This window comes from Candidatus Pelagisphaera phototrophica (assembly GCF_014529625.1).
Classification (GTDB): Bacteria; Verrucomicrobiota; Verrucomicrobiia; order Opitutales; family Opitutaceae; genus Pelagisphaera; species Pelagisphaera phototrophica.
Genome location: NZ_CP076039.1, coordinates 1,689,522 through 1,709,788, shown reverse-complemented (window position 1 = coordinate 1,709,788; position 20,267 = coordinate 1,689,522). Strand labels below are relative to the sequence as shown.

General features: G+C 51.1%; 16 protein-coding genes and 1 pseudogene. 8 read left to right on the top strand and 9 right to left on the bottom strand.

The genetic code is table 11. The features are described 5' to 3' along the window. Positions 1-319 precede the first annotated feature (319 nt). Together GA004_RS07340 and nhaC are read left to right on the top strand one after the other, a co-directional pair. Positions 320-1,465, top strand: a complete 1,146-nt coding sequence (locus tag GA004_RS07340) for a DmpA family aminopeptidase (RefSeq protein WP_283396671.1) — start codon at positions 320-322, stop codon at positions 1,463-1,465. A gap of 2 nt (positions 1,466-1,467) precedes the next feature. After that, the gene (nhaC, locus tag GA004_RS07335; RefSeq protein WP_283396670.1) at positions 1,468-2,919 is read left to right on the top strand and encodes a Na+/H+ antiporter NhaC; all 1,452 of its coding nucleotides are present in this window, start codon (positions 1,468-1,470) and stop codon (positions 2,917-2,919) included. A gap of 272 nt (positions 2,920-3,191) precedes the next feature. On the opposite strand, the gene GA004_RS07330 is transcribed toward nhaC, so the two are convergent. Both GA004_RS07330 and GA004_RS07325 read right to left on the bottom strand, forming a co-directional pair. Next, a complete protein-coding gene (locus GA004_RS07330) occupies positions 3,192-4,676 on the bottom strand; it encodes a sulfatase (protein WP_283396669.1) in 1,485 nt (494 codons plus the stop codon). Between the two features lie 157 nt (positions 4,677-4,833). After that, positions 4,834-5,697: a cytochrome c gene (locus GA004_RS07325; protein WP_283396668.1), complete on the bottom strand. Its 864-nt coding sequence runs from the start codon at positions 5,695-5,697 to the stop codon at positions 4,834-4,836. Positions 5,698-5,804: 107 nt separating this feature from the next. Here GA004_RS07325 and GA004_RS07320 point away from each other — a divergent pair, with 107 nt between their 5' ends. The 3 genes from GA004_RS07320 (at position 5,805) to GA004_RS07310 (ending at position 7,752) form a co-directional block, all read left to right on the top strand. Then, a complete protein-coding gene (locus tag GA004_RS07320) occupies positions 5,805-6,155 on the top strand; it encodes an MBL fold metallo-hydrolase (RefSeq protein WP_283396667.1) in 351 nt (116 codons plus the stop codon). A 42-nt stretch (positions 6,156-6,197) separates the two neighbouring features. Further along, complete coding sequence (locus tag GA004_RS07315; protein WP_283396666.1) at positions 6,198-6,779, top strand: MBL fold metallo-hydrolase; 582 nt, start codon at positions 6,198-6,200, stop codon at positions 6,777-6,779. A gap of 214 nt (positions 6,780-6,993) precedes the next feature. Next, on the top strand, positions 6,994-7,752 hold the full coding sequence (locus tag GA004_RS07310; RefSeq protein WP_283396665.1) for a DUF1961 family protein: 759 nt from the start codon (positions 6,994-6,996) through the stop codon (positions 7,750-7,752). Positions 7,753-7,784: 32 nt separating this feature from the next. On the opposite strand, the gene GA004_RS07305 is transcribed toward GA004_RS07310, so the two are convergent. From GA004_RS07305 to GA004_RS17955, 6 genes and pseudogenes are all read right to left on the bottom strand, one after another. After that, a complete protein-coding gene (locus GA004_RS07305; RefSeq protein ID WP_283396664.1) occupies positions 7,785-8,954 on the bottom strand; it encodes a DUF6152 family protein in 1,170 nt (389 codons plus the stop codon). A 4-nt stretch (positions 8,955-8,958) separates the two neighbouring features. Beyond that, the gene (locus GA004_RS07300) at positions 8,959-9,285 is read right to left on the bottom strand and encodes a sulfatase family protein (protein WP_283396663.1); all 327 of its coding nucleotides are present in this window, start codon (positions 9,283-9,285) and stop codon (positions 8,959-8,961) included. 358 nt (positions 9,286-9,643) lie between these two features. Next, a complete protein-coding gene (locus GA004_RS07295; RefSeq protein ID WP_283396662.1) occupies positions 9,644-11,191 on the bottom strand; it encodes an AbgT family transporter in 1,548 nt (515 codons plus the stop codon). Positions 11,192-11,393: 202 nt separating this feature from the next. Next, positions 11,394-11,591 carry a hypothetical protein gene (locus GA004_RS07290; RefSeq protein ID WP_283396661.1) on the bottom strand — a complete coding sequence of 66 codons (198 nt, stop codon included), beginning with the start codon at positions 11,589-11,591 and terminating at the stop codon, positions 11,394-11,396. Between the two features lie 120 nt (positions 11,592-11,711). Next, on the bottom strand, positions 11,712-13,262 hold the full coding sequence (locus tag GA004_RS07285) for a sulfatase family protein (RefSeq protein ID WP_283396660.1): 1,551 nt from the start codon (positions 13,260-13,262) through the stop codon (positions 11,712-11,714). 140 nt (positions 13,263-13,402) lie between these two features. Beyond that, positions 13,403-13,921: pseudogene (locus GA004_RS17955) on the bottom strand (prolyl oligopeptidase family serine peptidase); the annotation flags it as partial. A 637-nt stretch (positions 13,922-14,558) separates the two neighbouring features. Here GA004_RS17955 and GA004_RS07270 point away from each other — a divergent pair. From GA004_RS07270 to GA004_RS07260, 3 genes are all read left to right on the top strand, one after another. Next, a complete protein-coding gene (locus tag GA004_RS07270; protein ID WP_283396657.1) occupies positions 14,559-15,989 on the top strand; it encodes a Gfo/Idh/MocA family oxidoreductase in 1,431 nt (476 codons plus the stop codon). A gap of 268 nt (positions 15,990-16,257) precedes the next feature. Further along, positions 16,258-17,166, top strand: a complete 909-nt coding sequence (locus tag GA004_RS07265) for a peroxiredoxin-like family protein (protein WP_283396656.1) — start codon at positions 16,258-16,260, stop codon at positions 17,164-17,166. Positions 17,167-17,280: 114 nt separating this feature from the next. Continuing rightward, entirely contained in the window at positions 17,281-18,243 is a 963-nt protein-coding gene (locus GA004_RS07260) for a glycoside hydrolase family 43 protein (protein ID WP_283396655.1), read from the top strand. 357 nt (positions 18,244-18,600) lie between these two features. Here GA004_RS07260 and GA004_RS07255 read toward each other — a convergent pair whose 3' ends face one another. Beyond that, positions 18,601-20,127, bottom strand: coding sequence for a sulfatase family protein (locus GA004_RS07255; RefSeq protein WP_283396654.1), 1,527 nt, complete (start codon positions 20,125-20,127; stop codon positions 18,601-18,603). Positions 20,128-20,267: the final 140 nt, after the last annotated feature.

Genomic DNA, 20,267 nt, shown 5'->3' with positions numbered 1-20,267 from the left:
ATCACCTTAAGCAGAGGCGGTTGAAACCGTCCTGCTTACCTTGGCTTGTCTCAAAATCATTCACTTCCCATTCTTCGTATTTCCTATACAATTACATCTTCCGACTTAACCGTGATCCAGATTCAATCTGGTAGTTAATTCGCATCTCCTATTCGAGAATCGCTTTGAAGAAGGAAATCCTAGTGAACGCTAAAGCCATTGCGAAGGCGGGTCCACCAACCTGGAATCCGAAGAGAACACAGTTCGATTCACTCAGACTATCGAAGGACACATTTTGCTGGGCACAGGGAGTTGGATTTGTAACGTGGATCCTATCGGTATGATAAGATCATTGATAACCAGTGTACTCACAATCTTTCTCGTGGCCCAACTAGGCTTCGCAAACGCTAAACGGGCCCGTGATTGGGGCATTCCTTTTGAGGGCGTTCCAGGCAAGTTCAATGCAATCACCGACGTATCGGGAGTCGCGGTCGGACACGCCACGATCGTGAAAGGTTCTGGAAGCCTAAGAATCGGCAAAGGCCCCGTTCGAACTGGGGTGACCGCAATCCTGCCAACGGGCCATGACTATCGGCCCGTCTTCGCTTCCTACTCGAGTCTCAACGGCAATGGAGAGATGACTGGAACTGCCTGGATCGACGAGTCCGGATTTCTGGAAGAGCCGATTCTCTTCACCAATACACACAGTGTGGGCGCTGTCTACGAAGCATCCATTCACTGGCGACGAGCCAGGAGCTTTCATAATTCGGACACCGAAACAGGATGGGCCTCTTTGCCCGTCGTTGGGGAAACGTGGGACGGTCGCCTCAACGACATTCATGGCCACCACGTCAAGCGAAAGCATGTCTTAGAGGCTCTGGATGCCGCCCAAGGTGGGCCGATCGCGGAAGGCAATGTTGGCGGTGGAACCGGGATGGTATGCCATCAGTTTAAGAGCGGTATCGGTACCGCTTCACGTATTACAAAAAGTGGATACACAATCGGGGCGATTGTCCAAGCCAACTATGGTCGGCGCGAAGATCTGACCATCGCAGGGGTTCGAGTAGGGCTGCGATTCAACGATTTAATGCCAGAAATCCATTCATCACCACAGTCCGGCGAAGGTAACTCCATTCTGGTCGTGATAGCGACTGACGCGCCATTACTACCACATCAGCTAAAGCGCTTGTGCCGGCGCGTTCCTCTTGGCATCGGGCGCACTGGGGGTTATGGAGCAAACTCTTCTGGCGACTTCTTCCTCGCATTTAGCACCGCGGTAATCGAAGAAACCGAAAACGAGGAACTACACCGGGTTACCATGCTGGACAATGCTTCGATCGACCAATTATTCCAGGCGACGATCCAAGCAACCGAAGAGGCTATTTTGAACGCGCTCACCGCTGCGGAAACTATGGAGGGGATTAATGGTACCGTCATCCACGCCTTGCCCATGCAGCGGGTCGCGGAAGCGCTGGGAGTCAACTAGCCATGAGCACCCCTCGTAACGACCCACTTATCCCAGTACCACCGCTTTGGATTCCTCTGATTCCGATCGCCTTCCTGCTCGCTTCCATGGGAATTACCATTCTCGTTTTCGGGAAAGACCCGCATATTCCGCTAGCTTTGACAGCAATCGTTACGGCACTGGTTGCCCGCTTAAACGGAGCTCCCTGGTCAGCTCTCGAAAAAGGAATGCTACATGGTATCGCAGTCGGAACTAAAGCGATCATCATCTTGATGGTGATCGGCATGCTCATTGCGGTCTGGATGATCGCAGGAGTGGTGCCGTATTTGATCTCGCTTGGGCTAGAGCTTCTCAACCCGAAAGTCTTTTTGCCCGCTACCTGCGTGATTTGCACCGTGATTTCCCTCTCAACGGGCAGTTCCTGGACAACTGCAAGCACTGTGGGAGTGGCTTTAATGGGCGTAGGAAATGGGTTGGCCATGCCCCCCGCCATGGTGGCGGGAGCCATCGTATCAGGAGCGTACTTCGGCGACAAGATGTCCCCTCTTAGTGATTCCACGAATCTGGCTCCAGCCGTAACCGGTGTGGAACTATTCGACCACATTCGGCACATGGCTTACACCACTGCCCCCGCCTTTTTATTATCACTCATATTGTATTCTATTATCGGTTACTCAGCGAGTCAGTCTGACGTTTCGACAATGGAAGTTCAGGAAATGCAAACCGTGCTTTCTTCTCAATTTCACTTAAGCCCCCTCTTACTTCTTCCACCAGTAGTGGTCATTGTCATGAGTATAATGCGTCTCAGTGCACTTCCCGCCCTCGCCGCGGCTGTGGGAGCTGGAGCAATAATTGCAATAGCTCTGCAAAAGGCTGACATTGCTGACCTAGTCAATGTCATGCATTACGGATACGAGTCTTCAACTGGTGAGACGTCGATCGACGAATTGCTGTCAGGCGGTGGACTCGACAAGATGATGTGGACCGTTTCCCTAATACTCTGTGCTTTGAGCCTGGGAGGCATCATGGAAGGAAGCCGCATGCTCGAGAGTGTCGCTGCGGCTATTTTGAAGGGCGTTCACAGCACCGGAGCTCTGGTTACCGCTACCGTAGGAACCTGCTTTGCCACCAATATCGTGGCACCCGATCAGTACCTTTCAATCATTGTGCCAGGACGCATGTACAGCGAGGCCTATCAGCGACGGAAACTCCACCCAAAAAACTTGTCTCGAACCGTTGAAGACGCGGGGACGCTCAGCTCGCCTCTTGTGCCATGGAATACGTGTGGCGCTACTATGATGAGTGTGCTGCTGGTCAATCCGTTTGCTTACTTACCTTACGCTTTCTTCAATCTGCTAACACCCCTTTTTGCGGTACTTTGGGCGTATTTGAATATTGGGCAAGCACCCGTTGAGACAGACGCCAAAGCCACTCCGCCATCGGCAAAAAAAACGAATACAGACGGCTGTCTTTAGGGAAGACAAATCTTTGACGCGAGATTTATCATTCCGCCTACACTAAGTCTTCAATTTTCCTAGACTTAAAAGTTGAAAACCACCCTCACCTTCTTCACCTGCCGATTGTCGCTCGTTTTCGCTCGAGGTGATCCACAATCAAGACGCAGCGTGCCTTTCATCGCGGTAGATGATTTTCGGCCCTGGATCAATTACTAGGGCGTTACATGGATGAATACGCCGCACATCGATCGCCTCGCCTCTAGCTCACGTGTATTCAGGAATCTCCTTAATCAGCCCTTTGGCTTTTGTCTGGCCAGGACACGAGCGGATTCAAATTGGCTGCGGAGCTGTTTCAGTTCTTCAGCGTGGGCTGGATTCCGAGCCAAGTTATCGTTTTCTCGTGGATCCCGTTGATGATCGTAGAGTTCTTCGTTGCTGCCTTCGACCTCCTCGCCCCAGCGACTGTAGCGCCATCGGTCCGTGCGGATAGAAGCGCCATCTTGACCGACGATCGTGTAGGCATAATCGCTGGCATCGAACGTTTGTGGATCCTTCAGCAATGGCACCAGACTTTCTCCCTGTAGAATGTCAGGGGCTTCGTTCGCGAATCCAGCCAGTTCTAGTATTGTAGGATAAAGGTCGTTTAGCTCAACAATGGCCTCGCTGCGTTGACCCGCCGTTTGCATGCCGGGAACCGAGACGATAAAGGGCACCCGAACGCTTTCCTCCCAAAGGCTACTCTTTTGCCATGCGGTGTGCTCACCCAGATTGAACCCATGATCGGAAATAAACACCACGACCGTATCATGGCGGAGTTCCAGTCGGTCAAGAGTATCCAGGAGTCGGCCCACCTGTTCATCCATAAAGCTGATACTGGCGTGATAGGCAGAGATGGACTTTTTTTGCTCCTCCCGGTTCATCTGGTAACGCCGTTGATTGCTGGTTGAAGCAGCCCGCTCGGGAACGTCTTCCAGGTCTGCCAGCGTATCGCTAGACAGCACGACCTCATCATCCGGATAGTGGGCGAAATGTCGTTCCGGAGCGATAAGGGGCACATGCGGACGGACCAGACCCACCGCGAGGAAGAAGGGATCCTCCTCCTTGAACTTGGTACGATTGGTAGCGCCCTCTGGCTTTGGGTTAGCACGGTTTTCGAGGATGGCTATGGCTTGATTGGTGGCCAAAACATCTGCCTGGGTAAAATCCATATCGTCGGGTAAGATCATACGGGCAAAGCGGGAGCCATAGTGCAATCCCCGCGAAAGGTTTTCCAGCTCGCCAGGTGTCAGTGTCTCCGGAGCCATTATATTAGCGGCAAAGTCCCACGAATCAGGGTCGTCCGATCCCGCTTCTCCGCGTTCAATGCCACCAGGAACCCCCATATGGAAAATCTTGGACACACGTGCGGTATAGTAGTTGTTTTCCCGAAGGAAGCCCGCGAATGTCGGGTGATCGGCCAGGTCTGGGGAGGCGATTTTATGATTGCCCGTTTCGAAGGAATTGTTTGTAACCCCATTTGTTTCTGGATACATCCCACTCATAAAAGCAGCTCGAGAAGGTCCACAAACTGGATACTGGCAATACGCACGTTTAAAACTAACTCCCTCAGTGGCTAAACGGTCAAGGGCGGGGGTATGGATCTTGAGCGAAGCGTCGGCATAAGGCCCGATACGAGTGTTCAGATCATCGGATACGATGAAAAGAAAGTTAGGTTTACTAGTAGCTACCAGTTGAAAGCAGAAAATGGAAAGCAGTAACGGAATTATTAATTTCATGGGTATTGTGCGGGCAAATGTGGCGTATGAATTTAGGGATTGTGGTTCTGATTTCCATGAGCCCAATGGGAACTCATTAGAAGAAGCCAGCATACAATCGATTCTGGGGTTCCAAACAACCACTAACTAGCTGGAGCCAAAAGCAACCGGCACTGATTTATTCGATTGCCTGGGGTGGTATCGACCGCAGGTAGGCGATGATCGCTTCCAAGTCCTCGTCAGAGACTTTCTCATAGAAGTAGAAGGGCATTGCCGGCTGCAATGGCCGCCCATCGCGGCTCGTCGCCTGAGTGATCGCCCTTTTTATTTCGTCATCCGTCCATGCTCCGATTCCCTGCTCGGGATGGGGCGAAATGTTAGCCGAAACGGCGACGAGTTCTATACCATGTGGCTTCACAAACACATTTCCGCCCAAGCCGGTTCGGCTTAGGTCCGGAGCGCCTTTGACCAGCGGCGTGTGACACTCCATGCAATGCCCCAAAGCGTTAGACACATAAGCTCCGTAGGCAACCGTGTCCTCTCGAGGGACATCTGGCACGGCATCCACAGGTGGTCCATAGGACTCAGGTAGGGGAATATTGTACTCGGAACGGGGCACGCTATTTCGCACGGGAGCGATCGTTCGCAGATAGGCTACGATCGCTCTAACATCGGTGTCAGACATCTCGCGATAGACACGTATTGGCATAGGAGGGCCGATTACCGTACCATCAGGACGCACGCCCTCACGAATGGCCCGTATAATCTCTTCGTCACTCCAAGCACCGATACCTGTTTCGTGGTCCGGTGTGATATTCGGCGAGTAAGCAGTGAACTCTGCCCTATCGACCTGAAACGCGCCCGCCAAATGCATTTCGGCAATGGGTTTATGATCGTCACCCCGCGGCGTATGGCAGTTTCCGCAGGCCACGATACTATTCACGAGGTAGTCGCCTCGGGCGAGCAACTCCTCCTCTTCCGTTGCTTCCGAACGAGCGGACAAGAAACAGGCTACTAACATGAGCTCTAAGAGAGTCGCCATGGCCTTTGTTGTTGATGGAAATTTCAATTGTTCTGAGTTTGTTGGGGAAGAACCCGAGAGATTAGATGGGAGACAATAAATTATACTTAAAAACATAGCCGAATCTTATGCCAACAAAAACCACAAAGAGGCTCTTAGCAAGCGCTGCTCTACTCGTATCTCTCATGGTACCCTGCCTTAACGGGCAGGCCAGTGATGAAGCGGATTTTGAAGTCATAATGCTGGGTGTGGGATCACCACCATCCATTCATCGTTTCGGTCCCGCAACGCTCATCAAAGCCGGTGAAAAGTATCTTCTGGTCGATGCCGGCCGCGGCGTTACCCAGCGCTTGTGGCAATTGAAGATTCCCTTGGGGCGTGTTACCGGCCTTTTTGTAACGCATTTGCATTCAGACCACGTCGTCGGCATTCCGGACCTTTTATTGACCGGTTGGCTATGCTCTCCTTTTGGCGGCTAGAAAGGAAACTTCAACGTCTGGGGCCCCAAAGGCACTAAGTCCATGATGCATCATATACGGTTCGCCTACCAAGGGGACGTTGACATCCGAGTCAAAGACCAGGGGTTCTCCGAAGAAAACGTGACCCCCAATACGGCAGAAATCCAACCCGGTCTCATCAACGATCAAGAGGGCGTCCAAGTCACTGCCATTGAAGTCAACCGCGGCGAACTCATTAAGCCCGCTTTTGGCTACCGATTGGATTACGATGGCCGATCCGTTGTAATATCCGGGGATACCAAATACCATCCGCCCTTAGCAGAGGCGGCCAAAGGCACGGACCTACTTATCCATGCCGTTGGTGCCGCCAAGCCTGAACTGCTGGAATCGAGATTAGCCTGGAGAACCATCCTTAACCACCATACCGTACCGGAAGATGTCGGTCGTATCTTTGAGCAGGCTCAGCAAAAAATTGCTGCCCTCCACCACTTCGTCACGCTAACGAACGGGCAAATCAAACCACCGACTTTGAATGATATTTCGGCCCGCCTAAAGACCACTTACAGTGGCCCTGTGGCGATTGGGGCCTACTTGACCCGCTTCGTTATCGGAAAAGACAAGGTGACGGTCATATCACCAGTATAGAGCATCGCCGGGGTACGCCACAAGGCGTTTCAGGGTATCGGGTGATCTCCGATGTGCCTAACCAATAGGTTCGATAATGGGCGCTCAGAGATCGCCCGACACCTTCCCACCCCTGTATTTTCGGGTACGACAAACCCATCGTGTTTGGCAAGAGGCTATTTTTAGCTGGCCCCAATTGCATTGCCTATTCAACATTTATAACTATTCCTTAGCCATGGTTTCTGCCCCACTTTACAATCACGCTTGTAAGCTTCCTTTAGTGTTAATCGTATTCGCTTGTTCACTCTGCCTGGCACAAAGCCCATCAGACTTCGAGGTCAGGACAGACAAGCTTGTCTACCAATCGGCAATGGATACAGATACCAGTGTTAAAGACTGGGTTATGGAAGGCCCCGGCCAAGTGAAATTCGCAGATGGTTGGCTAGAGATGCACTCGCCAAACGAAGAGATGCATCACGTTTACTGGTGTCCCGAGAAGCTACCTTCCAACTTCATAGCTCAATGGGAAATGCAGAACCTTCATTTAGAAGCCGGTTTATGCATCGTCTTTTTCGCCGCGACAGGATTGGGCGGCGAGGACGTAATGGATTCTTCGCTGCCGAAACGTGATGGGACATTCAGCCAATACAACAACGGCGACCTAAAGAATTATCATATTTCATACTACGCGCATAATCCCAAATTGCCTGCAAGACCTGTGGCTCGCTTGCGAAGAAACCCAGGCAAAAACATCGTTTACGAAGGACCTCCGGGCATCCATTCAGAGAGCGATCGAGTGCATAAAGTAACGCTGATCAAGAATGAGGCGCATATAAAGCTATTCGTCGACGAACGCCCTATCATCGACTGGATCGACAATGGCGATGTCAATGGTCCCCCTTTAGGTGTTGGCAGAATAGCCCTCAGGCAAATGCAGTGGACTCAATTTCGCTACCGCAATTTTAAAGTGTGGTCGATCAAGTCCAATTCGTAGAGATTGGCTATCGCCGCCTTTGGACTCTTCAGTTACTGCGGTCCATCGTCCTTAAGCTCTTCGCACTCGTAAGGAATGAACCTTTCTGTCGAAAACAAAGACGTATTCGAGTGCGAGTAGGGTTCGGCTAAGTAAAGAGGATCCACAATCGTGTATTCACGGGTCAATACATCGCCCTCTTTGCTCATTGTGAAGCGTTCCGTGATCTCCATCTGGTCGCTGTGCCGGACGGATTCTGTGGCACGTCCGCCAATAGCTAGCAGAAAACCTGGCTTGAAGCCTTTAGTATGAACCACCAGCGTATCGCCCTCCCACTCGCCGACGGAACAGCCCGTAACGCTCGGTTCAATTTCATCAGGAAAGCCTCCGACCAGGTGTATCACGCGAACCATGTCCATGAACCCGTAAGTGAGGACGATGGCGGAACCCGTTTGCTCGATCTTATTCATCATCTGGTCAAAGGCATAATCAAAGATGATGTTGGTCGGCTCGCACTGAAAACGAGGATTTTGATCGGGGGTAAAATCGTCCGCTTCTTCGCGGGCAAGATCAGTTAGCGCATAGGGTGGCGGCCGGCTTGCGCTTCCCGCTTGTTGTCCCCAGCCCACAGGTTTGGGAGCGGCAATTTTCTGCGGCAGGCCGTCTCTGCCGAAAATAATTCCCGCAGGTGGCCCCTCCGATCTGGGGCTGGGACCCCAAGGGTTCGGAGCGTTCTTGATCGGCTCCGACCAGTTCCCCGCTATGTTGGGAGCTCCATCTTCCCGCACCAAATCCCGCTCTCCAAATACCTTGTTGCCAGAAGTGTCCAGCGTATCGTAACGCGCGATGACCCTACCATCTTCGAAGGTAATCGTTTCCGTATAGCACGTTTTCGGGTCTCGGCGGTCTGGCGAGCCAAACACGGTAATGCGAGTCCCCGGCTCGAACATATCGACCGTCCAACCTTTGCGTTTTAGCAAGCTACCCGATCGCAGTTCGCAACGCCATTGCTCTTCATCACCATCCTCATTCTCAACCTTGAAGTACACATAGGCGTGCGGGTTAACAAAGCGAACGCGATTCACGGCGCCTGACACGGTCAAGACTTGCTCCAAATCGAATTGCCCCGTAACGCCGTGGTGAGCCTCGGTGGGAGAGAGTAACAGAACAAAGCTGCATAAGCAGGTCAGCGTGGCGGACATAATCGATTGCTTTAATAACATATCACTAGTAATTAAAAATACGGTCGCGCACCCGGCTGTGATTCGGGTGCGCTCCATTGCGGACCGGGTGTATTCCCGTATAAAGACTCATTCTGGTGGGAGCGCAGATCGGCGCGGAGTTGAAACAGTATTCGAAACGCAACCCTTCCTCGGCTAATTGATCGATATTCGGGGTGCGTATCTCTTTGTTTGAATAGCAACCGATATCGTGATAAGTCAGGTCATCGGACAGAAAGAGCAGTCGGTTCGGTTTGGCGGCCTGTGCAAACGCACCTGCCACAATACCAACGGTCGAAGCAAAAACTAATAAACTGAAGCGAAGATATTTCATAGAAACGAGCAAAGCAGGCCCTAGGAAGCGGCCAATAAATCCACCTTTCTAGTCCTAGAAAACAGATTTCCCTCCAGCAACTAGATTCCTCGTAGCCTTCCAAGAGGGAAAACGAGGGGTTGGCCAAATCCCTTCGAGAAATGAGATGTCACCTTCAAAAAGGCTTGATCCTGGAAGAGTGGGAACTTCTCGACCAAATTACTCTCCTACATCAACTGGGTACAGCAGCTGGCACTTAGCCATTTCCTTCTCAGAAAGACAAAAATTCAACTGGGGTTAGCTTTCTAAACCCTAATTCCAATAATCACAAGGTAGGCAGATAGAAGACAAAACGAAGATCTCTACAAGTTTTCCCGTCTCACATCTGTATCCCAGCACCCGGTCCTAAAGGCAGTCCCAAAAAGTACCAAACTACCAGTAACAATGTCCATCCTATGGCAAAGGCGATCGAGTATGGCACCATGGAGCTTATCAAGGTACCGATCCCTAGCTTACGATCGTAACGCATGGCAAAGCTAAGCACGATGGGAAAATACGGGTTCAACGGGGTTATCATATTCGTAATCGAATCCCCCACCCGATAGGCGGCCTGTGTCATTTCCGGGGAAAGACCAAGAGCCATAAACATGGGAACAAAGACCGGTGCCATAATTCCCCACTTAGCCGATGCAGAACCAATAACCAGATTAATTCCCGCAGCCAGGAATACAAAAGTCAAAATAAGCGGCAAGTCGCCCACTCCCAAGTAAGCCAGAATTTCCGCCCCCGTAAGCGCCGTCAGAAGCCCCATATTGCTCCAATGAAAATAGGCGACAAACTGGGCCGCCGCAAATGCCAGTACGATATAGCCACCCATCGTAGCCATGGTGTCGCCCATCATTCCCGCCAATTGCTTTGAACTGCGACAGGAGCCCACAATCAACCCGTAAACCAGACCGGGAAAAATGAAGAGCAACATTATAATAATGACCAAACCATGAACCATGGGAGTCAGGCTGCCCTCGGCATCCCGCAGGATCGCTCCTTCCGGAATAGTCAGGAAAAGCAAGGCGGCTCCCGTCAGGACAACGGCCATTAAGGCCCCCCATAAACCCTTTTGCTCGACGGGTGAAATTGTTTGAATCTGGGCGTCTCTTTCCTTGTCACTATCTGACCCAATGTCCTCTGTATCCGCATCCCATTTACCAAGGCGCGGTTCTACAATCTTCTCAGTCACAAACCAACCCGCAGAGGTAACCACTAGTACCGATGCGATCATAAAAAAGTAATTCGCATCTGCCGTCACGACACGGTCCGCGTCATACAATTGCGCCGCTGATTGAGTGAAGCCAGACAACAACGGGTCCAGGCTCGTAAGGAGCAGGTTAGCCGAGAACCCACCGCCCGTTCCGGCAAAGGCGGCGCAAAGCCCCGCCAAGGGGTGACGTCCCATGCCCGCAAAGAGTACTGCTCCCAATGGCGTCAGAACGACGTAACCGGCATCCGCAGCCATAGAGCTCATAACCCCTGCAAATACAACGACTACCGATATGAGCGATTTGGGTGTCGATTTAACGAGGAGCTTCAGACTCGTAGAGATGAGTCCACTTCGTTCTGCAACCCCGATTCCGAGCATGGTCACCAGAACCGCCCCCAATGGCGGGAAACCGGTAAAATTGTCTACCGCGTCGACAAACATCCGTTGAATCTGCTCAGCCGAAAGCAAACTGATCAATTGGATCGTTTCTCCCGAAACAGGATGCACCCGACTCCAGCCTGCAAACGAAATAAGCCAGCTCAGTATGGGAATCAGCAACGCCAAGCCAAAATAGAGCACCAAAGGATCGGGCAATCGGTTCCCCAATTTCTCTACGATATCCAGGAAAGCGCTAAGGATCCCACCCGACTTCTTCTTGGTTTCACTCATGTTCAGGCAGATTGAACAGCTTTTTTGAATCTGGCAAAGTACTTTCTTCGCTAAGCCTTTTCCAAATGCCAATCTAGTCCATTTTGAGCGTTCCAATCTATCTAAATTTCGCCCATTGTAGTGATAGTTCGGCTACACCTGGATAATGGTTCTCTAGTCAATCCCTGAGTGTTCTAGGCAGTAGGTGCTTGGAGGTCAAACGTCACAGCAAAGGTACGACAGCAGCTTCGAGTTCTTCGAGTGTCATTAGGCCCTTGTGGTAGAGGCGTACGACCCCTTGACGGTCGGCGATCACTAGGGTCGCCGTGGTCGAGACACCGAAGTCGCTGAAATAGCTTTGCTTCATCGGCTTCGACATCCACTCAGGCAAGGGGTGCTTCTTCTGCCAGGAGCCTTCCACGTAGGCCAGCTCTTCAGTTTCGGGAACTTTGCTCTTAAGGGATTTCGAGAACCCAAAGAGTTTCGTCGGTCCAACGAAAACAAGACCCTGATCACTGGATTAATCTCAGTCCACTTTTAGCTATTCCTCTGGAGCGCTTCCTTCCTCGGCGGCACGCCAACCGTCTAGGTCGCCGTGGGGCTCTAGGTCCGAGTAGCGGCCCCACACGGGGCGACTACCATGGGGATAACGCTCTACCATTTCTTGAGCGAGTTCAGGGGAGTCGCCGTATTGAGATTGGAGCCGAGCGAGTTCGGCTTCGAGTCCGGCACGAACAGCTGCATAGGCGGGATCGTCGGCTAAGTTGGCCATCTCGTTGGGATCCGTCTCAAGGTCGTACATTTCCCAAGCTTCGATGTCGTGGTAGTAGCGGATGAGTTTGAAGCGGTCGGTACGCACGCCGTAATGACGCTTCACGTAGTGCCATCCTGGGTACTCATAAAAGTGGTAATACATCGACTGGCGCCAAAGGGCGACCGGTTGACTTTCGAGAAGCGGTCGCAGGGACCTACCTTGCATGTCCTCAGGGGCCTGAATACCCGCATAGTCGAGAAAGGTTTGGGCAAAGTCTAGATTGAGCACGATGCGGTCTTCGACGGAGCCGGGCTCAATGGAGGGCGGGTAGCGTACGATGAACGGCATGCGCAGGGATTCCTCATACATATAGCGCTTGTCGTACCAGCCATGTTCACCGAGAAAAAAGCCCTGGTCGGACGTGTAAACGACAATGGTATTGTCGGCGAGGCCGAGTTCATCGAGGGTATCGAGCACGGCGCCGACGGCATCGTCCACCGAAAGCACACAGGCCAGGTAGCGGCGCATATACCACTGGTAGAGCCAGCGGGTGCGCTCTTTACCAACGAGTCCTTCGGGGATCTCCAGCTTCTCATCCCACTGGTATTGGAGAATGAGATGCGGATCGATGCGCATATCGCTTACGGAAGCGCCTTCACTGCGTCCCGCGTAGTCGTCAAACAGGTTTGCGGGCTCAGGGAAGGTGTGACCGTCGAAGTGGTGACGGTACTTCGAACTGGGATTGAAACTAGAGTGTGGAGCCTTGTGCTGGGAGAGAAGCACGAAGGGCTTGTCCGAATCGCGATTGCGCAGCCACTCGACGCTCTTCTCAGCGATGATCTCCGTGGCGTAGCCCTCGTGAACTAAGGTTTCCCCCATGCTAATAAATTCGGGGTCGTAGTATTCCCCTTGGCCGGGAAGGACATCCCAGTAGTCGAAGCCGGTGGGCTCCGTACCGAGGTGCCACTTGCCGATGACAGCCGTATCGTAGCCGGCTTCTTGAAAGAGTTTAGGAAAGGTGGTCTGAGAGCCGTCGAAACGGGTGGTTTCGTTGACCAGAAAGCCATTCAGGTGACTGTACTTCCCTGTGAGAATTACGGCGCGGCTCGGCCCGCAGATAGAGTTGGTGCAGAAGGCGTTGTTGAACAGCATCCCCTCGGAAGCGAGGCGATCGAGCTGAGGCGTTTGGAGCAGGTCGCTACCATAGGCACTAATCGCCTTGTTTGCGTGGTCATCACTCATGATGAACACGATGTTGGGACGCTTAGAGTCTACCGCCTGCAGAGCCTGAGCCATAAGAAGAAGAACAGGAAAAATCAGAAGGCATTTTTGGAGCATGATTCTAGTTTATGTGGAATTATTTAGATAATGCGAAGTTTATTCGCACCGCGGGTGTGCGCTTGTATTTTTCGAATGAGGAAGAACAACCGCAGATTACACAGAGAGGTAATATCTCCGATGACAAGAATGAGTAACGATCAGCGTCGTTGTTCTATGGGGACCGCTTGAATCGCTTGATCGGACCATCTTGTTTTGTTGCCTCGCAAGTGATGATCAAAGAAGGCTGCGACAAACTCTGTTGGCTTAGATCCAAATTCCCGGCCATGCCCGCCGCCCTCAACGGTGATCAGGGTTTTATCGACTCCGTTCTTTTCCAATGCGGCATAAAGGAGTTCAGACTGATTGAATGAGACCAAAGGATCCTTGGTACCGTGCACGATAAGAAAGGCGGGGTCGTCGGTACTGATGTAGGTTATCGGATTGGCAGTGGCCACTTTGTCTGGATTTTCCTAGATGGCACCTCCAATGAGCAGCGACTCCGGAGATTCCGCCGCGTCGTGGTCCAATGTGGCGCTCTCAATGGCGGTTGCGTTCATCGTCAGAAAGTTGGTCGGACCATAGAAGTCTGCCACACAGGTCACGCGACTTGAATACTCATTGTTGAATCCTAGAGAACCGTCCATGGCTTTGACGTCTCCGCTCGTTCCCAGCATGGTTACGAGATGCCCGTGTTAACTCGAGTTAGATTACACTTTAGTTGCCGATTAAACTGTCGAATCGTTCGCAAAAACTTAGCGGGAACCAAAAGTTGATGCTTAACCCTTAGAAATCCCAAATCTGAACCATATAGTACAATTATTTTTGCTATTAGTATCCAAATTATCAATAAATTAGGCCCAGCGACTTTCCTACTCTCAGTAGAAAAACCTAATTGACCAATTTGCCTATGAAGAAGGTGCATCTGACGGATACATTGTATCACTACCTGAGTAGTTCAGATGAGCCTCCACCCCTAGCGCGTCGAGTTTCCTTTTCAAAGTTTGCCAAAAAAAAGACCTCATGAACATTCAAAGCGATTGTTCGATCGCCTTCAGGAATCGGATCCCCGAGCGCCATCTCATATTCCATATAAGTGGGTCGATGATCAGCCGACCTATGACAAATAGCCAAATTCTTCTCCAGATAACTTTCTACGTCAAAATATCTCTGCCTACTCCCCGGTAGATCCCAATCAGCTGGCATTTTCCCTGCCCCTCAGGTTAGACCCGCATACTTCTACCTTGATATCACGAAAATCTGCTTTAACCCTACCGATCGAATATAGACGCTAACCAACTAATTCCCATCAATAAGATGAGCCCCATGACGAAGCCCACCAATACCCTCAACCGTAGAAAATTCTTAAAGCGATCGACGCTTTTCGCCTCTTTCTCTATCTTGCCGAGCCACTTCGTTTTAGGTCAAAAGTCGAGTGACGACCAGCTTCCACCTAGCGAGCGCGTTAACCTTGCGGCTATTGGAATAGGCAATCAGGGAAGAGGCGATTTAAGAAACCTCTTCGCTTCTGGCCACTGTAACGTGATAGCGCTTTGCGATGTCGATTTGAAAGGGGCACATACGCAAGAGTCTCAAACGAATCATTCCAAGGCGCGGCGTTTCACCGATTTCCGAAAGATGTTCGACGAGATGGGCGACGAGATTGACGCAGTGCTGATCGCCACTCCAGACCATTCTCACTTCTGCATTGCCATGCTCGCGATGTCGCTCGGCAAACACGTTTACGTGGAAAAGCCGTTGGCCCACACATTCGGGCAATGCGAGCGCCTAATCGACCTAGCCGACCGTAGCGGCGTGGTCACTCAAATGGGTAATCAGGGCCATTCCGGAGCCAACTACTTTCAATTCAAATCTTGGACCGAGGCGGGAATCATCAAAGACGTTGAGCACATCAGCGCATTTATGAACAAGGATCGACGCTGGCATGGCTGGGGCGAATCAGTGACCCAGTACCCTAGTCAACCACTCCCCGAGGCTATGGATTGGGACACTTGGTTTTGCAGTGGGCCCGAACATCCTTTCAGCGACAAGCTTCACCCACAGGAATGGCGCAGCTGGTACGATTACGGTAGCGGAGCATTTGGAGACTGGGGTCCTCATATCTTGGATACCGCACATCGCTTTCTGAAACTGGGACTTCCTCACAAAATATCTGCGATAAAACGAGATGGAGCCAATGACTTTGTCTTCCCTCAAGCCTCCACCATTGAATTCCAGTTTGCCAAACGAAAGGAAATGCCTCCCTGTAAGGTCACTTGGTACGACGGTGTCGAGAATCTGCCTCAAGTTGAGAAAGAACTGGGAGAATACACCAAGAATCCCGTTACGGGTAAAAAGGGGTTCAAACCACTTAATATCAGCAAACCAGGAAAAGTCATATACGGCAAAGACCTCACATTCGCTGGGGGCAGCCACTCGGATGCCCTTCGGGTGGTGCCGCAAAAGAAGTTCATGGAAGTTCGGGAAACCCTACCTCGCATCAGTGGCAAGAACTCGAATCATTACGCCAATTTTCTCTTGGCGTGCAAAGGTGAAGAAAAGTCGCGCTCTCCTTTCCGCGTAAGTGGAGAACTCACACAAGTCTTCAATCTCGGAGTGATCGCACAGCGACTTGGAGGCACGATTAAGTTCAACCCAAAAAACCGCCACATCACCAATAATAAAACCGCCAACGCCCTTCTCGACCCCAATCCGCGCAAAGGCTGGGAAGAGTTCTACAAGCTATAGAACCGCGGGCCGTTAGAAATCCTTTAAGGGTTAAACCATTATAGCCCGAGAAGAAACGTAGAGTGTGGGAATGCGTGCTTTCCAACAGGCAATTGCCTATAATGAAAAACGCCCAACTAGCGACGCAGCAATCCCACTGTCAGATAGGTTGACACAAACGGCACCGTTTGTTTGTTTAAATACACTAGTCGAATTTCGACTGATATTGTTGCCCCGATAATGAGATAATCCTCAAAGGTCTTCCAGTAATTGGAGTATCAGAATGACTATGACCAGAACGTACCCAATTAGCCTCATTGGAGTTTTTATCTGTACCGTGTTTATTGCGGCAGTATTGGCAGTGTCAGCACCACTGTTACAAGCTCAGGAGACTAGCCCCGAGGTTAGAGCCCAATCAGGTGAGCGAATCGAGCGACCTCCACGGGGAGAACGAGGTAACGGTCCCCCACGAATTGGGAGACCTCGCGGCCCCAGGAGATCGCCACCACCACGTGCGACCGACGGATCTCGTGAAGCAGGTACGCCCATGTATACAGAGGCTCCGGATGGCATCGGTGTAACTCTGCGCCAAGGCGCGTCACCATTACCTTACACCAAAGACACTGTCACCTACGTACCCTGGAAAGAAGATTCCAAAATGGATCCATTGAAGGTCGGCAATAAACTCCCGAAAGGTTCGGTAGCCTGGACAAAGGAAGGCACCGTACTAGATCTAAACAAAGCGGTAATGGAAAAACCCACGGTCTTGATTTACTACCGAGGTGGTTGGTGCCCGTTTTGCAATGTGCACTTGAACGAGCTGCAGAAGAGTATCCCTGCGCTAGAAGTAATGGGATACCAATTGCTCGCAGTAAGCACCGACACCGTCGAAGCGCTGGAAGCCTATGGCGACTCCGAACTCAACTACAAGTTACTAGCGGATCCCGACCTCAATTTGGCGACCAACTTGGGAATCAAGTACAAGGTAGTCAAACAATACATCCAGCACGTTAAAGAAATTCCAGATGGTCGCTCATTTGACTTAGAGAAACGCAATGGCGGATTTCTGGTGACGCCTTCCGCCTTTATCCTCGATACGAGTGGCGCCATACGTTTCGCGTACTCAAACGACAACTACACAGTTAGAGCCAGCCAGGATGCGCTATTGAAAGCAGCAAAAGAAGCCCTGTCGCAGTAACACCACGTAGAACCCTCCCCTTCGGGTCTTCGTTTGAAACACCCTTTGCCCAAGCATTCTAGCGATTGTTCTCATGGGGTTGACGTTCTACACCTGAAAACCAGCATCGCCTGAATGAAAACGATAACAGCCTGCGTCTTACTCATCCTATCGATGCGATTCTCTTCCGCAGATAAAGAAGAGGTCTGCCTAGCCGATCCCGCACTATACAAGCATAACGGCATATACTACCTCTTCGGAACCGAGCCGCCGCCGCAACGAGGGTTTCGGATCTACGCCTCAAGCGACCTCCAAAATTGGCATGTGCCCGATACCGCTTACGATGGTGGATACGTGCTTAAGGTAGGAGAGAAGGCGTTTGGAACGGAGGGATTCTGGGCGCCTCAGGTTTTAGGCTATCAGGAAAAAGTAACCTTGATGTATACGGCGAATCGTCAGATTGCAGTCGCCTTTGCTGATCACCCAACCGGTCCTTTTGTCCAAACAGAAATTCGGCCTATCAACGAGGATCATCAAGAAATCGATCCCTTTCTGTTTCAGGATGACGATGGCACGCTCTACCTTTACCATGTCCGCAAGCATGACGGGAATCATATCTACGTAGCTGAAATGGAGACTGACCTCAGTAGTATCAAAGAAGGGACCTTGAAGCACTGCCTTTCAGTACAAAACGGAACCTGGGAAAATACGCCCGACTATTCGAGCGAGGAAATCGCAGAAGGCCCCACTCTCATAAAGCACAAAGGCCTGTACTATCTTCTATATTCAGCTAATCACTTCATGAGCGTTGAATACGCTGTGGGCTATGCTACTTCCTCATCTCCAACCGGCCCCTGGACACGATACGGTGGCAATCCTCTCCTTCGCAGAGAGCGTTTGGGCATAAACGGAACGGGGCACGGAGACATTTTCATTGATGGAGACGATATGTATTATGTTTTTCATACACATGCGTCCGACCAAGAAGTCAGGCCACGGCACACCATGCTGGTTAAGATAAGATTTCAAGAAACACCGTTAGGAATCGACGCACTGGTATTGGACTACGATACAGCCTCCTACCTAAATTTAGATTGACCGGATTCCACCTACTGGCCCTAAACCCTGGATATACCCCTACGATTGATACTAAAAAAAAGCCTAGACCTCTTTACGTCGAGAAGTGTAACCGTGCTAATCGCTCTCGATTTTAAATTTCATTGGGAGAGTTATGTCCCAGAAAATTTAGAGGGCTCGAGCCTAACGGTGAATACCCGCTGAACTCACGTTGCACGATCAACAATTTAAACGACAATGGGGCTGATTACGTGAGATAAATCAACGCTTGTATCAACGACTTCATTCAATATGCTATTATAGCTTTCGCTAGGAAAAAAGCTATCCTTAAAAACCAACGCATTCCGCGAACTCTGCGGTTTAAAACAAATCAAGACACTACCTATTCTGATTCCATTCTCGCGAGTTGGTTCGATTGGAGTTAGGATTTCTTTCCTGTGTCACACGCCTGCGCCGGAATGCCTCCGCCTGCTGGGCCTCTACGAACCCGTCGAGATAACTCGTGTCCTCCCGCTTCCGAAAGGCGGCAAAAACTGGGTCATTGGTCTTTTCCATAAAATCGCCTAACATCGCTCGGTGAGCGGCAATCTCGTCTTTATACTCGGGATTGTCGATCAGGTTATTCAAATTGTCTGGATCCTTCTCTATATCGAAAAACTCTTCCACGACACGATAGTCGTATTGCTGTAAGAGCTTGGCTGTAGCTGGATCCGTCTCAGCCAGAGCAACCATCTCTCTGTAGCTAAGCGTCCCTTGACCGGCCGCTTGGAACTTTCGCCCACCGGCCGCCCAGGGGTTAAAAATGTAGTTGAAACGCTTGGTTTGTACTGCTCGCATCGGATGACGACGGCGTCCCGAACTTTCGTTATACTCCTTAATTACGTGATCCAGTTCAGGCTGCTTGTTTCCCTTGAGAACTTCATAAAACGATCGGCCTTCGAGTCCATTGGGGTGATCGATCTCCGCGATATCTAGCAAAGTCGGCAAGAGGTCGAGAGCAGAGATCATGTGGTCGCTATCATGCGATCCCGCTTTGACCTGCCCCGGCCAGCGAACCATCCAAGGCGTACGGGTGCTATGGTGATACAGACACGTCTTGGCCAACGGAAACGGCATTCCGTGATCGGAAAGAAATACGACAACGGTGTCGTCCGCCTGCCCTGATTCAGACAAAGCCCGAAGCGTCTCTCCGAGGCAATCGTCTGCCCTGCTGACGGACATGTAATAATGGGCCAGTTCCCTTCGTACATTAGGCGTGTCGGGAAGATAGCCCGGAACTGGAATTTCCTCCGGCGTGTAGAGTTGACTCGGAAGATAGGGATCCTCCATCTCTTGACGACGACTCCAGCGGTAGAATGGCAAATGCGGATCGGAAATGTTGATTAGCAAGCAGAACGGCTTTTCCGCGTCTTCAGAGGCCGCAATCCCTTTGGCGGTCATCCGATAATAGGCCCCCGCGTCCTTGATGTGATTTTCCTCCCGGACGCCTTCCGCCATTTCCATGTCCCATACGTACGGGTAATAAGGCGTAGTGTGAGACTCCTTTCCAAAAATGCCCGTAAAGTAGCCTCCCTCCTTCATTAGATCGACGATGTGTGGATAGTGCGGCTCCTTGATCGCGTAAAACCCTTCGACTAAATTGCTATGAGAGGTGCGACCCGTAAACATGACATTGCGCCCCGGGTAGCAGTTGCCTACCATGACGTGGGCATATTCAAAACGCACGCCTTCCGAAGCTAGCCGATCCATATGCGGCGTGATGTCCTTCAATGGGCTCCCGTAGACACCAACAGAGTCGCAGTTCATGTCGTCGACGGAGATAAAGAGAATGTTCGGTCGATCAGCACGGGCAAACGAGACCAATGAGGCAAAAACGAGGAGTAGGTAGAAAACATTACGAATCATAGATGCCGATAGTTCAGAATAGGATTAGAGATGCAAAGGAATTTTCAAATTGGGCACTCCGCGTCAGGCTGATTCAAAAAGGAGATAACAATTATAGGATTCTCCTATGATCGAATGTCAATATCGCCTTGGTCATCGTA

Coding starts and splice junctions, on each gene's coding strand:
- GA004_RS07340 (WP_283396671.1), top strand. CDS start 320: ATGATAAGATCATTGATAACCAGTGTACTCACAATCTTTCTCGTGGCC.
- nhaC (WP_283396670.1), top strand. CDS start 1,468: ATGAGCACCCCTCGTAACGACCCACTTATCCCAGTACCACCGCTTTGG.
- GA004_RS07330 (WP_283396669.1), bottom strand. CDS start 4,676: ATGAAATTAATAATTCCGTTACTGCTTTCCATTTTCTGCTTTCAACTG.
- GA004_RS07325 (WP_283396668.1), bottom strand. CDS start 5,697: ATGGCGACTCTCTTAGAGCTCATGTTAGTAGCCTGTTTCTTGTCCGCT.
- GA004_RS07320 (WP_283396667.1), top strand. CDS start 5,805: ATGCCAACAAAAACCACAAAGAGGCTCTTAGCAAGCGCTGCTCTACTC.
- GA004_RS07315 (WP_283396666.1), top strand. CDS start 6,198: ATGATGCATCATATACGGTTCGCCTACCAAGGGGACGTTGACATCCGA.
- GA004_RS07310 (WP_283396665.1), top strand. CDS start 6,994: ATGGTTTCTGCCCCACTTTACAATCACGCTTGTAAGCTTCCTTTAGTG.
- GA004_RS07305 (WP_283396664.1), bottom strand. CDS start 8,954: ATGTTATTAAAGCAATCGATTATGTCCGCCACGCTGACCTGCTTATGC.
- GA004_RS07300 (WP_283396663.1), bottom strand. CDS start 9,285: ATGAAATATCTTCGCTTCAGTTTATTAGTTTTTGCTTCGACCGTTGGT.
- GA004_RS07295 (WP_283396662.1), bottom strand. CDS start 11,191: ATGAGTGAAACCAAGAAGAAGTCGGGTGGGATCCTTAGCGCTTTCCTG.
- GA004_RS07285 (WP_283396660.1), bottom strand. CDS start 13,262: ATGCTCCAAAAATGCCTTCTGATTTTTCCTGTTCTTCTTCTTATGGCT.
- GA004_RS07270 (WP_283396657.1), top strand. CDS start 14,559: ATGAGCCCCATGACGAAGCCCACCAATACCCTCAACCGTAGAAAATTC.
- GA004_RS07265 (WP_283396656.1), top strand. CDS start 16,258: ATGACCAGAACGTACCCAATTAGCCTCATTGGAGTTTTTATCTGTACC.
- GA004_RS07260 (WP_283396655.1), top strand. CDS start 17,281: ATGAAAACGATAACAGCCTGCGTCTTACTCATCCTATCGATGCGATTC.
- GA004_RS07255 (WP_283396654.1), bottom strand. CDS start 20,127: ATGATTCGTAATGTTTTCTACCTACTCCTCGTTTTTGCCTCATTGGTC.